This is a genomic window from Bradyrhizobium sp. USDA 3397 (assembly GCF_054060965.1).
On sequence record NZ_JBSSDS010000001.1, the window covers coordinates 1,673,618 to 1,689,428 of the forward strand.

8 protein-coding genes are annotated in these 15,811 nt (G+C 59.1%); all 8 read right to left on the reverse strand.

Annotated elements, in window-relative coordinates; all coding sequences use genetic code 11:
• Positions 1-6: 6 nt before the first annotated feature.
• The 8 genes from ACVWYQ_RS07820 to ACVWYQ_RS07855 all read right to left on the reverse strand — a co-directional run bounded on the left by ACVWYQ_RS07820 (position 7) and on the right by ACVWYQ_RS07855 (position 15,097).
• Positions 7-534: an acyltransferase gene (locus tag ACVWYQ_RS07820; protein WP_271540795.1), complete on the reverse strand. Its 528-nt coding sequence runs from the start codon at positions 532-534 to the stop codon at positions 7-9.
• Positions 535-548: 14 nt separating this feature from the next.
• Positions 549-2,021 carry a lipopolysaccharide biosynthesis protein gene (locus ACVWYQ_RS07825; protein WP_404540503.1) on the reverse strand — a complete coding sequence of 491 codons (1,473 nt, stop codon included), beginning with the start codon at positions 2,019-2,021 and terminating at the stop codon, positions 549-551.
• 48 nt (positions 2,022-2,069) lie between these two features.
• Positions 2,070-3,134 (reverse strand): Gfo/Idh/MocA family protein, encoded by a 1,065-nt coding sequence (locus tag ACVWYQ_RS07830; protein ID WP_271540854.1) that lies wholly within the window; start codon positions 3,132-3,134, stop codon positions 2,070-2,072.
• Between the two features lie 284 nt (positions 3,135-3,418).
• On the reverse strand, positions 3,419-3,931 hold the full coding sequence (locus tag ACVWYQ_RS07835) for a glycosyltransferase (RefSeq protein WP_271540793.1): 513 nt from the start codon (positions 3,929-3,931) through the stop codon (positions 3,419-3,421).
• A 689-nt stretch (positions 3,932-4,620) separates the two neighbouring features.
• Positions 4,621-6,048 (reverse strand): HlyD family type I secretion periplasmic adaptor subunit, encoded by a 1,428-nt coding sequence (locus ACVWYQ_RS07840; protein ID WP_404540500.1) that lies wholly within the window; start codon positions 6,046-6,048, stop codon positions 4,621-4,623.
• Complete coding sequence (locus ACVWYQ_RS07845; RefSeq protein WP_404540497.1) at positions 6,045-8,264, reverse strand: peptidase domain-containing ABC transporter; 2,220 nt, start codon at positions 8,262-8,264, stop codon at positions 6,045-6,047. The genes ACVWYQ_RS07840 and ACVWYQ_RS07845 overlap by 4 nt, the downstream gene beginning before the upstream one ends.
• A complete protein-coding gene (locus ACVWYQ_RS07850; protein ID WP_404540495.1) occupies positions 8,242-8,562 on the reverse strand; it encodes a hypothetical protein in 321 nt (106 codons plus the stop codon). The genes ACVWYQ_RS07845 and ACVWYQ_RS07850 overlap by 23 nt, the downstream gene beginning before the upstream one ends.
• Positions 8,563-8,572: 10 nt before the next feature.
• Positions 8,573-15,097 carry a DUF4082 domain-containing protein gene (locus tag ACVWYQ_RS07855; protein WP_456727130.1) on the reverse strand — a complete coding sequence of 2,175 codons (6,525 nt, stop codon included), beginning with the start codon at positions 15,095-15,097 and terminating at the stop codon, positions 8,573-8,575.
• Positions 15,098-15,811: the final 714 nt, after the last annotated feature.

Consider the following 15,811-nt stretch of genomic DNA (forward strand, 5'->3'; position numbering starts at 1 on the left):
TATATATTACCGGTGATAGTCTTTCTGAAGCGACTCTGCTGAGCTACGACCGCTTGGCACCCCGTCTTCAGCAGCGGACAGAATCCGAGCGGGCACGCCGGCCACGACTGCGCCGGGGGGAATGTCCTTTGTCACGACCGCTCCCGCACCTACGGAGGCCCCCTCTCCGATCGTCACGCCGCATAGAATGGTCGCGTTCGAGCCGATGGAGGCTCTCCTGCCGACGTGAGTGCGCTGAAGTGTCCAGTCCGAAGCCAGCTGAGGACGACCATTTGCGGTTGTCGCCTTCGGATATTTGTCGTTCGTGAACATCACGCCGTGACCCACGAAAACTTCGTCTTCGATCGTGACGCCCTCGCAGACGAAGGTATGCGACGAAATCTTACAACGCGCACCTATCTTTGCCCCCGCCTGAATCTCGACGAAGGTTCCAATTTTGCTCTCGTCGCCAACGGTGCAACCATACAGGTTGACCAACTCGGGATGAAATATCCTGACGTCACGGCCGAGCTTTACATCCTTCGTTATGGGCATGGTTGTTCTCCAGATTATGCCGGACGTGATCGACGCAGCCTCGGCGCACTCCGGAGGAGCCCGTCTACAAGGTGGCGAAGCTGATGCAGCAGCGGATGGTCGGTCATTATCAATCCGCACCACCAGCCGAGGCCGGCAATGGGGAACGAGAGTATCAGGCCGGTCAGGGAAGTTAGCATGCCCACTTCGATCAACGCGGCGCAAGCCAGTACACCGGGGGCCATAGTGAACGTCACCAGGCCGCTCTTCAGAGAGGCGCGGAAAAACTCCCCTGAACTGAAGGCCAGATGACGTTTGACGAAATATATCACCACGGCTGCCTGGAACGGCAGTGTTGCGAGGGCCGCGCTTGCGACAGCCTCTACGCCGAAAAACGACGCGCACAGAACCACCAGAAGCGAAGGTGGTAGCGAGATGAGCGAAGACACCAAGGCGTCGCGCACGCTTCCGACCGCGAGGAACACGGGATAGGTAAGGCAAGCCGCGAATAGCGCGAGATTTGCAATGCAGAGAATGCGGACCAAAGGAACTATTTCCAGCCACGTCTGCCCGAGCCAAATCAGAACGATCGGCCGAGCCATGAGCGCGACAAAAATCAAGAACGGCCACTGCACAGCCGAAAGGAGTTCAACGGCCTCGAGATAGACGGCCTTCAGATCCGCCCCTGCCCTGCGTTGTGCGACAATCGCCGGCATGATGACAGGACTTAGAGCCTGCGCGACGAGCCGGTCGAACATTTGTGTCAGATTGGTAGCCCGGGTGTACAGACCGACAGATCCAAAATCCAGGATCTTGGCGAGCAGCAGCTGCGGCGCCAGATTGTAGATGAGATTGATGACGCTGACCGCGCTGGAGTAAAGACCGAAGTTGACTACCTCGCGATGCCCGAGCAGCGATGGACGCAACGCGCCCCAGTCACGATGATTGGCTAGCAGCATCACGGTGAATACAATGCTCCCCGCCAATCCGCCCCAGATCGGCGCCATGTAGCTGAATCCCGCCATCGCAAGCACGATCGATGTGAGCGCAGTCGCCGCCCCGGTTGCCAGGTTGCACACGGCCAGCGTGCCGAATTTCATGTCGCGGCGGAGCAGAGCAGATATGGTTCCGTGAAACGGGACTAGAACGAAATTCAGCGCTGACACCTGTATGCCCTTTCTGAGACTGTCCTGGGCGAAGAGCTCCGAGAGCGGGCTCGCAAGCACGAACAGCAGAAGCGCAATTGCTACCGATATTCCGAGCGTGATGGTGAACGCGGAGCGAACGTCCGCCGTGGATAATTCACGCTTCTGAATCAGGTAGTTTCCGCCCCCGAACTCAAAAAAGGATGCGCCAATCACCGTCGTGATGGCAGTGACGACTGCGTAGACCCCGAATTCTGCCGGCGAAAGCAGACGAGCGAGGATAGCGGTGGCAACGAAGACCAGGATAAGGCTGCCATAGCGATCGGCCGCTGAAAACAGGATGGAACGTTCTACCGAATTCATCGCGAGACCGTCGCGCTGTTCGCGGATAGCGTGTCGCCTGCCAATGCTTCAGACCGTCGCCGTCGCACGATCCGGACTCCTGTACTCCTGCCGCTTCAGTAGGACTGGCTTGCCGTGTTCGGCGATCGACCGAGATGCAGCCTCCAGGACCTCGATCACCCGCAGTCCGGACATGCCGCTCGAGATCGATGGCGTCCCATTGCGCACACAAGCGACGAAATGCTCGACCTCGACCTGCAGCGCTTCCTTAGGGGCGACGTGGGGGGCCCACATATCGCCAGCCCGATAACCGATCCGGAATTGATGGGCGTGGTCGGAGGGGCCGTCCACGGTGATACCCTTGTCATACACCTTGATCTTTTCCGTCGGTTCAAGGTCGTCATAGACGATCATCTTCTTGCTGCCTCCAATGAACGTCTGGCGGACCTTGATTGGCGAGAGCCAGTTGACGCTGATATGGGCAACGCATGCGCTATCGAAGAACAATGTGATATGGGCCATGTTTTCCGGCGAGCCGGCCACATGGCACGATCCCGTCGCCGAAACTGCAACAGGCTTCTCATCCAAGATATGGTGGATAATCGAAATGTCGTGCACCGCTAAGTCCCAGATCACATTGACGTCGCTCTGGAACAGGCCAAGGCTGGCCCGCGTGCTGTCGTAGTAATAGACTTCACCGAGCTCTTTCTTAAGCAAGAGCTCGCGGATTTTCCGCACGGCTGGCGTATAGACGAAAGTGTGATCCACGCTCAATATCAGACCGCGCCGAGCCGCCTCATCGATCAGGCGTCGGGCCAAATCTGAATTCTGTGCCAGCGGCTTTTCAACCAGAACGTGCTTTCCTGCCTTGAGCGCGGATAGCGCCAATTCATAATGTGTATGAACCGGCGTAGCGATGGCCACGGCATCGATGGCCGGGTTCTTGAACAGTTCGTCGTAACAGGACGTCGTTATCGCTCCCGGATAGAGACGCTTGCTGGTCGCGAGCTTCTCCGGATCAAGGTCGCTTATGCCGATTAGACGTACCGAAGGATGAGCAGCGAAATTGCGGACCAGGTTCGGTCCCCAATAGCCGTATCCGATAACCCCAATTCCAACTGTATCGCTCGACATAATTGCACCAGTGATCAAAACTCGCGTGAGGTTTTCAACTTGCTTGGTTAGTTCGATAGTCCTGGCGATGGCCACACCGGTGGCCTACGCGGCCAAATGAACGCGGACAGACGCTCAGTGTGTCTAGGACATTCCAGCTCACGGTTGCCATGGCGACGCCGAGCATGGCTGTGCGCTTTTTCTGGCAATCTTCGTTGCTGGCTTAGGCGGAGGTCTCCGTCATCGTTACGGCACGACTGGAGAGGAGAAGAAGCTCGGCCGTATTGTAACTTCATATCCACCGCCTAAGCTGAAGCGCTGTTAGGTCCGGAACGAACATGTCCCGTTTCGATGAAAGTCCGAATTGCCATGATCAGCTGCGGCGATGCTTCACCACCGAGGCGTTCGCATCGATTGACGATGTCCAATTGATCCAATTTCTCCGTTAATTCCCGTTCTTCGAAAGCGACTTCGATACGGCCTTGCGCAGCGAACTGTTTTGCCGTTGCGATCTGATGATCGTTTCGGTGTTCACCCAGGCACGCACGACGTGGCATGACAATGATTCGTTTTCCGAGCTCGAGGGCGGTGATAATGGAGCCCATGCCTGCATGAGCGATCACCACGCTTGCCGCCTCGACGCAACTTTTGAATCGACTTGGGTCAATGAATCGTTCGGTACGGATGTGCCTGAATGGATAGTTTGATGGCCCGATCTGAGCGAAAACATCGCTTCCTGCGTGTGCACCGGCCCATTCGTCGACCGTTCGGATCAGACGGTCGAATTGCACTTGCGTACCGACTGTTACGAAGATCATAACGCGGATCCTTCATAGATGCGTTTGACATGCGAACGAGGAGACGTACCTCCACCACACGCGCCTTGGCTCCTGACAAATGCGGTCCCGCCATTCGCGGTCGAACTACATACGAGGCGACGCCCTCTGCGCCTGCGAAGATGTCGTACGCCGGCCAGCCCACAACCGCGCTCGCGAGATCGACCGTGCCGGCCATACCTTGAGTATCGAAGGACCATCGCACCATCCACGCACGCACCGCAGCCTCGCAGAAAACTGTTTCATTCAATTGAATTTCAGTTTAATTATTATTTTATAGTACCGCGCGAGAGGCTATTTTCAAGAAGATAAATAATAATAATTTTAAATCTAGCCTGGACAGCGTGCGGCGCTCTTGCCGCAGCCGCCGCGACTCGCTCCGTCGGTTCGATGCAAGTTCCGACCACGCGCTCCCGACGCGCGCGCAGCATTCTTCGACAATTGCCTGTAACGCCACCCCGAAGGCATGCTTCGACTCCTGAAGTGGAGTCCAGCTGAGGGACGTTGGACGAAGTATTGCTAAGGCCGGTGCTCTCAGGCGGCGGGTAGACAGACAAGCAACACATTGAGCGTTTGGAGATCACGCTTCTGTGCGAGGGATTTTATTGGGCGAGGAACATCCATCCAGACGATGGACGTGCGACCGGCGGCCGGCATCTACGCTGAATTGCCTAGTATTCCCGGATGCTTTCATCCAATCCGCGCAGCAATGGGTAGAGGAAGTAAGAGATCACGGTGCGCTTGCCGACTTTCAGTTCGGCCGTCACCGCCATACCCGGAATCAGTTGAATGCGTTCAGCCGGCAGCCGAAGGTGCGTGTCCGACAAATCGACCAGTACGCGGTAATAGGGAGCTGGCGCGCGGCGCGCACCTTCGGCCTTCGTATCCGGCGAGAACGTATCCTGACTGATGACGCGGACTTCTCCCGTTGCGGTTCCATACTTCTGGAACGGAAACGCTTCGAACTTGATCCGAACCGACTGTCCGAGCGCCACCTGACCGATATCCCGCCCCTCGACGTTGACCTCCGCCTGAAACGGCACGTCGCGCGGAACCAGCACAAACAGCGTTTCGGCTTCGCGAACAACCGAGCCGACTGTCCGGTTCGCGATATCCAGCACCACGGCATCTGCCGGCGCCTGCAGTACGATCAACTGTCGACGGAGCTCGGCCTTCTTCAACTCCTCTGCTGCGCTATTGCGCTTCGGCAACGTCTCCACCAGTTCCTGATAAGTGGTGCGACGCAACTCCTCGGCGAATACTTTTCGGTCGGCGCGGGCCTTCTCCAGCCGATGGGTACTATCGGCGATACTGCCGCGAACACGCGCCAGATTGCTTTCGACCTCGAGTCGTGCATCGCGAGACAGTAGGAAGTTCAGCCTCGAACCGACCTCCTTATCCATCAGCGTGGTTCGCATCGCTTCAATCGAACGCATCGTGTCGAGCCGCTGAAGGAGAACCGCCTCTTCATTCTGTGCTGTCTTGAGATTGGCTTGCGCGGAAGCGATCTGTGCGTCGTAGTTCTGGATCTGCGCCTCGTAGGCGACTCTCCTCTGCAGGAACAACTTGCCTTGCAGGATCTGATCCGCATTCGTCAGCTCTTTGGCGGTATACTCGATTCCATTCAATTCAGCGCTCAGACGATCGATCGACGCATCGAATCCAGCCACTCTGCCGCGCAGTTGGTCGAAATCCGCCTGCGAGAACGTCGGATCGAGGGTCGCCAGAACGTCGCCGCGGTTGACGCGATCACCGGCCTTGACGTGGATCTCGCGTATGACCGACGTTTCCAACGGCTGCACGACCAGGTTGGGACGCGTCGTGGTGAGTTTTCCCTGCGCCGTGACGATCATCTCCACCTGCGAAACGGAAGCCCAGATGACCGCGAAAGCAATCAGTGCAAGTACGCTGTAGAGGGTGAAACGCGCGAGCCGCGGTGGCGCTTGCTGCTCGAGTTCGGTCGCATCGGACTGGAATTCGGCGATGACTGGCGCTCGCCTCGGTCCTGGCCTGAATAGCTTGCGGCGGCGCTCGACAGATCTGGCCGGAACAAGTCCGTTCGGCTTCACATCCGCGCGTGATGGCCCTGTCTCCCTCATGCAATCTGCTTCATCTGTTGATTCCACAAATGCCTGTAGATGGTGCATTTCGATAGCAGGTGGTCGTGGCGATCCAAATCGACGATTCGGCCGCGGTCCATCACCAGGATCTGGCTTGCTTCGGTCAGCATCGACAACCGATGCGAAACGACGATAACGGTACGTCCTGCCGCCAAACGGCGGAGATTGCGCCTGATGATCATTTCGCTTTCGGCATCGAGGGCACTCGTCGCTTCATCGAAGATCAATATCCTTGGATTGACGATCAGAGCTCTCGCGATCGCGAGCCGCTGCTTCTGCCCGCCGGACAGGTTCGAGGCATCCTCCTCAAGCGTGGTGTCGAAGCCACGCGGCAACCGTTCGATGAACTCGTCGGCGCCTGCGAGCTGCGCTGCAGCGACGACCTCGGCAAAGGTGGCATCACGTTTCACGCAGGCGATATTGTCGCGAATCGTCCCACGAAAAAGGAAATTGTCTTGCAAGACAATCCCAAGGTTTCGGCGCAGATGCGCGAGGTCGAGCTCCCGCGAGTCATATCCGTCGATGCGCAGCAGTCCCTGCTGCACCGGATACATGCCCGAAATCAGCCTGGTGAGAGTCGTCTTGCCTGAGCCGCTCCGTCCCACGATCCCGAAGATCGATCCTGGCTCGACAGTGAAGGAGACATCATCAAGCGCCGGCGATCCCTCGGATCCGTAGCGAAAAGAGACACCTTCGAACTCGATTTTGCCGGCAAGGTCGGGCCGCAGCCCATCTTTCCGACCGTCGCGCTCAGGCTTCTGATTCATCACCTCGCCGAGCATTTTGACGGCAAGAGCCACTTCCTGGTATTCGTGCACCATGGTCACGAGCTGAACCAGGGGTCCGGAGACCCTGCCGGCCAGCATATTGAAGGCGACCAACGCGCCGATTGTCATTTCGCCGGCGAAGACATCGAGTGCCCCGACGGAGATGATTCCGAGCGTCATGATCTTCTCGAGAAGCCCGGTAAGTGCCTGAGCGCCTGCGGAGATCTTCTCGACACCGAATCGCATGGTCACGGACTGCGCGCAGCGGCTATCCCAAACTCTGCTCTGCGCTGGCTCCATCCCCAGCGATTTCACGGTGCGCATGCCGTGAACTGTTTCGACGAGGAGAGCCTGCCGCGCACCTTCCGCTTGGTACAGATCGTACAGTCGTCGCCGAAATGGACCCATAAGCAAGCCGACGACGGCGCCGCTCATGGCGGTGAAGGCCAGGACCATCAAAGTCAGTTTGACGCTATAAAGCGCAAGGACTGGCAGGAAGACGAATAGCGAAAGCGCATCGAGGATCGTCAGAAACAAGCGCCCAGTCAGAAACTCACGGATCCTCGCCGCCTGCTGCATGTGCTTGACCAGGACCCCGGCGGCCATGTGCTCGAAAAACGTGACCGGCAGCCCGAGGAGATGACCGAACGTCTTCGTAGCAACGCGAATGTCGACCCTGTTGGTCGCATATAGCAACAAGTAGCGCCGCAGAAAGCCGAATATCGCGTCAAAGACGAGCGCTACGGCCGCTCCTGCCGCGAGTACGTACAGAGTGGTGAAGCTCTCGTGAACCAAAACCTTGTCGATGACGAGCTGGAAAAATATCGGGATGACGAGGCCCAACGCATAGAGCAGGATGGCGGCAATGGCGACGTCCCTGAACAGCCGCCATTGAAGAAGCAGTTCCGGCACAAACCACCGGAGGCCGAAACTTCCTCGGCCATCCTGTGTCAATTGCTCGCGCTTGATCAGGATCGCGTCACCGATCCACTGCGCACAGAATCGATCGCGCTCGACAACCAAGACCTCGTGCTTGCGGTCGGCGAGCGGGTCGAAGATGCTGACGACCTCGGTGCCATCAGTTCGCTGTCCTGCACCAAGGACAGCGATCCAGTTGCCATTGGCGAGCCTCGCGAGCGCCGGATAGGCCTCTCCAAGACGAATCAGCGCGCCCCAATCCAGCTTCGTGCTCCTCGCGCGCAGGCCTGCATCCTTCGCCATGCGCAGCAGGAGATTCAACGAGAGCGGGCCGGCTACCGCATACGCATGCTTCAAGCGTTCGACCGGCAGATCTATGCCATGGTGACTGGAAACCTTGGACAGGCATTCCAACGCCGTCTGGGTCGACAATTCGGGCGCGGGCGCGTCCGCAACATGATCCTTCGCGCCGCCAGCGGCATCGATGTCAGCGGAAGTTCGAAGAGACATTCAAAGACCGTGTGTTGGGCGCCAGCGTATCACGTACTCCCGACGCACCGTTGTGCGATTGAGCTGGCTGGTTCCGCCGGACCACGCCCGCATCAACCAGGCCTTGAAGCGCCTTCTGCATCACGTCGACCGAGTTGGCGAAGGATTCGACCGAGAAGATCAGCCGCTGAGAAAATACGCGCTTCGGGGCGTTGTTGGCGTCACGCTCTGTCGGTGAAAGACTGACCAGATCGACGCGGACGATGGTTCCGCTGACGGTGATTTCTTCGATTCCATCGGTATAAAGTTCGGCGTGCATCTTACGTCTCCTATGCTGCTAGCTGGGGTCTGAATAGGACGTCCACGGCGTAACTCGTCGCGTTGAAACTGCTCGTCGGGAACAAACTATCGGTCCCATACGCGTAGACGCCGTTGCCGCCGCTCGACGACGACGACGGAGCCGTTAGCGGTCCGCTCGTGAAGGAGCTGGCGAAGAGGTTTGGATCCGCAGAATAGCCTCCCGCACTGTGGTAAGACGCAATATACGTGGTCCCCGCCGCGATCGTCACCGGAGTGCTGAAGTTGACCTGCTGCCAGCCGCTCGCCGTTTCGTTGGTGAACGTGGCCGTCGCCAGAAGCGTGCCGGTACTGCTCCACAGATCGGCAACGTGCGTCCCCGTGTTGGACGGTCCCTTGTAGAAACGTAGCCCCATGATATCACCTGGGGTGGAGGCCTGGAATTTCATACCAACCTCGATCGCCTGGCCATCATTGGCCGATACAACACTCGGCGTGGGATTGGAGCTGAACAGGCTAACGACGTTGGACGATGGGGCATGCACCGTCACGTTGACGGAGGCGCTTGCGGTGCCGCCCCGGCCGTCTGAGATGGAGTAGTCGAAAGAAGTCGGCCCGGTAAAGCCGCTCGCTGACGTAAACGTTACCGAATTGTTCTGGGCGTTGAAGCTGGCGGTCCCATTGGCGGCACCGCTCACGCCAGTGATCGTCAGAGCGTCTGCGTTCGGATCGGTATCGTTGGCAAGCAGTGCCGCCCCGTCGATAGTAAAAGGGACGCCTTGAGTGGCGTGGAAGCCGCTGTCAGTCGTAGCCACCGGCTGCTGGTTGCTGCCGCTGGTTCCGTTGAAGACGACGTCGACCCAGTAATTGCTGGCGTTGTACGTGCTGGTCGGGAACAGATTGCCGGCGCCGTAGGTGTAGACGCCGTTGATGCTCGCAGGAGCCGTGAGCGGACCGCTGGTGCGCGCGGTGGTAAAGTAGTTGGTGGTGGACGCATAATGGCCATTGCTGTGAAAGCTCGCCACGTAGGTCGTGCCAGCCGAGATGGACACGGGATTGTTGAATGTGACGGTCTGCCAGCCACTGCTGCCCTCGTTGGTGAACGTCGCGCTCGCCAGCAGCGTGCCGGTACTGCTCCACAACGAGCCCGTATGAGTTCCGGGATCGTTTGCACTCTTGTAGTACTTGACGCCAGTGATCGTGCCGGCCACGGAGGACGTGAATCTCACGCCAAGATTGACTTGCGACGCATCGGAATCCGACAGGATGGCCGGCGTGTCCGAGCTCGAGAACAGGCTCACGGTTGAGGGCGTTGTCGTCACCGTGAGATTGAACGTCTCGCTGGCTGACAGGCCGCCGAGATCGGTGACCGAGGCCTTGATGCTGAGGGTGCCAACATTGCTGGACGTTGGTGTACCGCTGAAGGTCCGCGTCGAGGCATTGAAGGTCAGCCATGCGGGAAGTGCCGTGCCGTCGGCGGCTGTCGCCGTGTAGGCGAGCGAATCCCCGGAATCGACGTCGGTGAAGGTACCCGCAGGCAGCGTCAAGGAGAATGGCGTACCGACCGTTGCGGTCTGATTGCCGGTCTGGGCGGCCAGCACCGGCGCGTCGTTGGCGCCATGGATTGTGACGGTGAGCGTGGTCGATGACGTAGCGCCGGCGGCATCGCGCATCGTATAATTGAAGATATCGCTGAGCGTGTCGCTCGATTGCCGCAAGGCCTGCACGGCCGCATTGGTCTCGTTGACCGTATATGTGAAGCCGCCCGAGGCATTGAGCACAAGGCTGCCGTGGGCTCCAGACAGCGCTGAACCGAGTGTGCCGCCGGTCGAGCCGAAGCTGACGGCGGTGACCGTCTTGGTATCGCCCGCGTCGGGATCGGTATCGTTGGCCAGCACGTTGCCAGTCGCCGCCGTGCCACCGACGCTGTTGCTCACGCCGCCCTTTTCGGTGGCATCACCGCTGTCGGCGACCGCGGTTGGCGCCGTATTGTTGGGACTGGAGGAGCCGTTGAAGACGACGTCGACCCAGTAATTGCTGGCGTTGTACGTGCTGGTCGGGAACAGATTGCCGGCGCCGTAGGTGTAGACGCCGTTGATGCTCGCAGGAGCCGTGAGCGGACCGCTGGTGCGCGCGGTGGTAAAGTAGTTGGTGGTGGACGCATAATGGCCATTGCTGTGAAAGCTCGCCACGTAGGTCGTGCCAGCCGAGATGGACACGGGATTGTTGAATGTGACGGTCTGCCAGCCACTGCTGCCCTCGTTGATGAACGTCGCGCTCGCCAGCAGCGTGCCGGTACCGCTCCACAACGAGCCCGTATGGGTTCCGGGATCGTTTGCACTCTTGTAGTACTTGACGCCAGTGATCGTGCCGGCCACGGAGGACGTGAATCTCACGCCGAGATTGACTTGCGACGCATCGGAATCCGACAGGATGGCCGGCGTGTCCGAGCTCGAGAACAGGCTCACGGTTGAGGGCGTTGTCGTCACCGTGAGATTGAACGTCTCGCTGGCTGACAGGCCGCCGAGATCGGTGACCGAGGTCTTGATGCTGAGGGTGCCAACATTGCTGGACGTTGGGGTACCGCTGAAGGTCCGCGTCGAGGCATTGAAGGTCAGCCATGCGGGAAGCGCCGTGCCGTCGGCGGCTGTCGCCGTGTAGGCGAGCGAATCCCCGGAATCGACGTCGGTGAAGGTACCCGCAGGCAGCGTCAAGGAGAATGACGTACCGACCGTTGCGGTCTGATTGCCGGTCTGGGCGGCCAGCACCGGCGCGTCGTTGGCGCCATGGATCGTGACGGTGAGCGTGGTCGATGACGTGGCGCCGGCGGTGTCGCGCATTGTGTAATTGAAGATATCGCTGAGCGTGTCGGTCGACTGCCGCAAGGCCTGCACGGCCGCATCCGTCTCGTTGACCGTATATGTGAAGCCGCCCGAGGCATTGAGCACAAGGCTGCCGTGCGCTCCAGACAGCGCTGAACCGAGTGTACCGCCGGTCGAGCCGAAGCTGACGGCGGTGACCGTCTTGGTATCGCCCGCGTCGGGATCGGTATCGTTGGTCAGCACGTTGCCAGTCGCCGCCGTGCCACCGACGCTGTTGCTCACGCCGCCCTTTTCGGTGGCATCACCGCTGTCGGCGACCGCGGTTGGCGCCGTATTGTTCGGACTGGAGGAGCCGTTGAAGACGACGTCGACCCAGTAATTGGAGGATCTGAAGGTATTCGTCGGGAACGTGCTTCCGGATCCGTAGGCATAGACCCCGTTGCTGCCAGCCGGAGCCGTTAGCTGCCCGTTGGCAAGCGATGTCGCGAAATAGTTCTGGGTACCGGAATAATTGCCGTTGGTGTGGTAGGATGCGACATAGGTGGTGCCTGCCGTAATCGCCACAGGCGTGGAGAAGTTGACCTGTTGCCAGCCGCTGGCTGTCTCGTTCGTGAATGTCGCAGTTGCGAGCAGGGTTCCGGTCGAGCTCCAGAGATCCGCAATATGGGGACCCGTATTCAACGATCCCTTGTAGAAGCGCAGGCCGGTTATCGTCCCGTTTACCGATGCGGTGAACTTGACTCCGACTTCGACGGAGCTGGTATCCCCGGAATTGGGGACGCTTGGCGCATCATTGGTGCCGAACAGGCTCTGCGCGAAGACCGGATAGTTGACCTTGAGGGACACTTGGCCGGAACCACTTTGGCCGCTCGTGTCTGTGATCGTGTACGTGAAACTCGCCGCGCCGGCATAGCCATTGGTAGGAGCAAAGGTCACCGTCTGGTTCTGCGAGTTGTAGCTTACGCTTCCGTTGACCGAGTTACCGACGCTGGTGAGCGAGAAAGCCAGCCCGGAGGGATGGGTGTCGTTCGCAAGCAACGTCGATGCCGCAATATTCAGCAAGCCATTCTGGGTAACCGTGAAGCCACTGTCGCCATTAGCTTGTGGCGAAGCCACGCCTGAATCATCGAAAACGACGTCTACCCAGTAATTCGGGGCTTTCGTGGAGGAAACGTTGCCGGGGAAGGTCGGGCCGCTGCCATAGGCATAGACACCGTTAAGGCTGCTACCCGGCGCGGTGAGCGCACCTTTCGTAACGCCTCCATAACCGATGAAGTAGAAGTCGGTTGCGGAATAGTGACCGGTGTTCGCGTGGTAGGAAGCAACATACGTCGTGCCAGCGTTCACACTGACAGGCGTGGCGAAATTAACCTGCTGCCAGCCGCTCGCGGTTTCGTTGGTGAAGGTGGCGCTCGCAAGCAGCGTGCCGTTTGCGGTCCAGAGATTTCCGCTGTGGGTGCCAGTATTCTGAGGCCCTTTGTAGAAGCGAATGCCGGTGATCTTCCCCGACACGGCCGGGACGAATCTGACGCCAAGCTCAACCGAGGCGGAGTCGCTGTCTGAGAGCAACGCAGGCGTATCGGTGCTACTGAAGAGTGTCAGGTTGGAAGATGGTGTGACCGTGTAGGTTGCGCCCGCACCGGATGTTTCCAGGTTCAGGCTGTCGTCCACCGCCCTGGTTTTGAGATTATAGGTCCCTTGGGCCCCTGTGACGAACGTGTATGACCAGGTCACGGTCGCCGCGCCGACATTGCTGTTGGTTGGGTGCCAGGTGCTTCCACCATCTGTAGAAATTTCGACGCCGGCAATCTTTCCGCCCGCGTCATTGGCCGTTCCCGTCACCGTGATCGATTGCCCCTCGACAACGCTGGCGGCGGAGAGATTGCCGATACTAGACGTCGGCGCCGCTGTGTCGGTCGACCGAATCGCGGCCGTCAGGTTTGCTTGCAGCGTCGCCGGCTGAACGCCCATATCAGCGAAAAGGTTGACCATCGCCTGCTGGACATTAGGGTCTACCGGAGTCGCAGGTCCGTCGTGGTCGCTTGCAAGCGCCCACGGCCAGTTGATCGAACCTGCCGAGAATATCAGTGCGCCACTGACGGGATCCCGATGCAGCACGAGATTGTGGGTTGCCGTGCCGTTTGCGAACGAGTTGCCATAATCGAGGAGAAGCTGTCCATTCACCTGCAATGTGGTAGATGAGACACTCATCAACCCCGCTGGGCGAAATCCGTTGTCCGGCGCCGTGTCCCATTCAACGCCTAACAGGCCAGGTACCAGCGAGGCGGTCTGCCCGGGTGACGTTTGCGCGACGGCCGTATTGCGCCAGAAGCGCAATTGGGTCATCGGATACGGTATCGTGATCGTATCATACCGGAATGCATTGACCGCGAACAATGTACCGGTCAACTCGTTCGAAGGGAGAGGCGGACCGAACCGCGGGTCAGAGTAATTGCCGGTCGCCTGTCCTGTTGGATCAATCAACGCATTTGCGTGCGTATCCTTGTAGCTAATGAGTGTGCGATTGGCTGATCCGCTGCCATCGATGCTGGGTGCCAACCTTGTTTTCCAATAGATCTCGTTGCCCGTGAGAAAGGCAAGGTTCACGCCAGCATGCGCTGCGGCCTGTACGTTGGCACGCTGAGCTTCGGTCCAATACTCGTCATGCCCCGCGTCCATGAAGACTTTGTGATTGAGCAACAACGAGCCGTTCGTCGCAGCATCGATTCCCGAAATGTAAGAAACGTCGTACCCGTTTTGCTCGAGCCACTGAATGGCTGCAAACTCAGCCGTGAACGGGGAGTCTCCCCCCTCGGAAAAGGTTCCCTCGCCGTCACGCGTTATGAGGGGACGATTGTAACTGACCGCGTAGGCTGATCCACGGACGCCCGGACCATTCCCGAAATATAGGTTGGCCCCTCCCCAGCCGTTGTAGGCTTGCCAGTCCTGATCACTTGTCTGGAGGACGATGTCGCTGTGCGATGCGTCGTTCCTTATGATGAATGGGATCTGGAAAATCTCGTTGCCGTTGACGACGCTGGCGATGTAGACGCCCGAGACCGCATCGCTCGGTACGCTCCAGGAATCGGTCACGCTCCAATTGCCGGCATCGACGAGGCCGGTCGACGGATCGCGCAATGGATCGGGTTGGACGACCGCCGTTGCGGCCTGATGCTGCAGGCTCGTAACCAGCCTGGCACCATCCCCGCCGTAATAGCCGAGCCGGTAGACATCGACGCGATAGTTCGGGTTGCCGGTCAGGTTGTTGATCTTGAATTGGACCGTCCCTCCGACATTGGTGCTGATCGCTGTCGCAAACCCTTCGGTCAGAGTTGAATTCTCGCCCGGCTGAATCTGCCAGACACTCTTCGGCGTACCTGGCTTCTGGTTTTCCAGCACGATGGGATTCGTGGGCGGATCGGAAACAATGGTGCCTCCCTGCCCATTGCTTTCAAACTTCCAATTCGAGTTCATCCCCGAGAACAGCAAGGAGACATTGGCCGCACCATTGCTGAAATCGACCGTGCTGATGTTCGAGCTATTGTCGTAGTGGACGGTCGCCGACATCGACGATGTAAAGGGAAGATCCTTCAAGTCGATGAGGTTGCCTGGCGCAAGCGGCGCTCCCGGCGACGAACCCGCGATCAAGCCGTGGAAGTTGGCCGACTGATCGAGGACAAGCGTGCCAGTTCCCGTTTCGAACGACACCGTTATGCCGGAGAACGATCCATTCAAGAACTGGCCGGAAACCGAACCTCCGATATCCAGGATCGCCTTGTCTGCAATCTCGAAAGATCCAGAACCGCTGACGTCACCCTTGAACTCCCCGGTCGGAATGCGATTGCCGAGGAACGCTCCTACCTCGACTGTCCCATTGTTCAGCACATCGCCTTCGACGATAAACGGCGAGCCGGCATCCAACGAAAGCGTCGCACCTGCATCGAGGATCAGACTCCCAATATCAACACCGGCCGAGCTCGTGACGACATACGTTCCTGCCGCATCGAGGAAGGCAGCGTCGATGGCGCCTGGGAGCCCGGCGCTCCAGTTCGCTGCGACATTCCAGGCGCCGTCAGTCGGATGGACCCAGTGAGTGGCGCCGGGAGTGGAAGCCGATTGTGATTTCTGCGCCGCTTCGCCCGCCACAGATGAGAACGTTGGCGCCAGGCCATTATGACCGCTCGTCAAAGACGTCGAAGACAGCAGCGCAGGCAGTCGCGAGCGGGAAGGTGCAGCGAAGAGAGCGGGCATAACGCCGCGCAAGCCCGCCGAGTCGGCCCGAGACGTCCGTTCGAAGAACGAGGCGTCCCCCCCTGCCGCGAATGACCCGCTTACTGACCGATCAACAACCCGCGGAGCCCAGAGGCCAAGTGCGTCGAAACTCGCGAAAGCGCTGGCGAACGGCGATTCCTGCCAAAGGGCTGGAATATCCTGCTCCCAAAAAACGTG

Coding starts and splice junctions, on each gene's coding strand:
- ACVWYQ_RS07825 (WP_404540503.1), bottom strand. CDS start 2,021: ATGAATTCGGTAGAACGTTCCATCCTGTTTTCAGCGGCCGATCGCTAT.
- ACVWYQ_RS07845 (WP_404540497.1), bottom strand. CDS start 8,264: ATGTCTCTTCGAACTTCCGCTGACATCGATGCCGCTGGCGGCGCGAAG.
- ACVWYQ_RS07830 (WP_271540854.1), bottom strand. CDS start 3,134: ATGTCGAGCGATACAGTTGGAATTGGGGTTATCGGATACGGCTATTGG.
- ACVWYQ_RS07850 (WP_404540495.1), bottom strand. CDS start 8,562: ATGCACGCCGAACTTTATACCGATGGAATCGAAGAAATCACCGTCAGC.
- ACVWYQ_RS07820 (WP_271540795.1), bottom strand. CDS start 534: ATGCCCATAACGAAGGATGTAAAGCTCGGCCGTGACGTCAGGATATTT.
- ACVWYQ_RS07835 (WP_271540793.1), bottom strand. CDS start 3,931: ATGATCTTCGTAACAGTCGGTACGCAAGTGCAATTCGACCGTCTGATC.
- ACVWYQ_RS07840 (WP_404540500.1), bottom strand. CDS start 6,048: ATGAGGGAGACAGGGCCATCACGCGCGGATGTGAAGCCGAACGGACTT.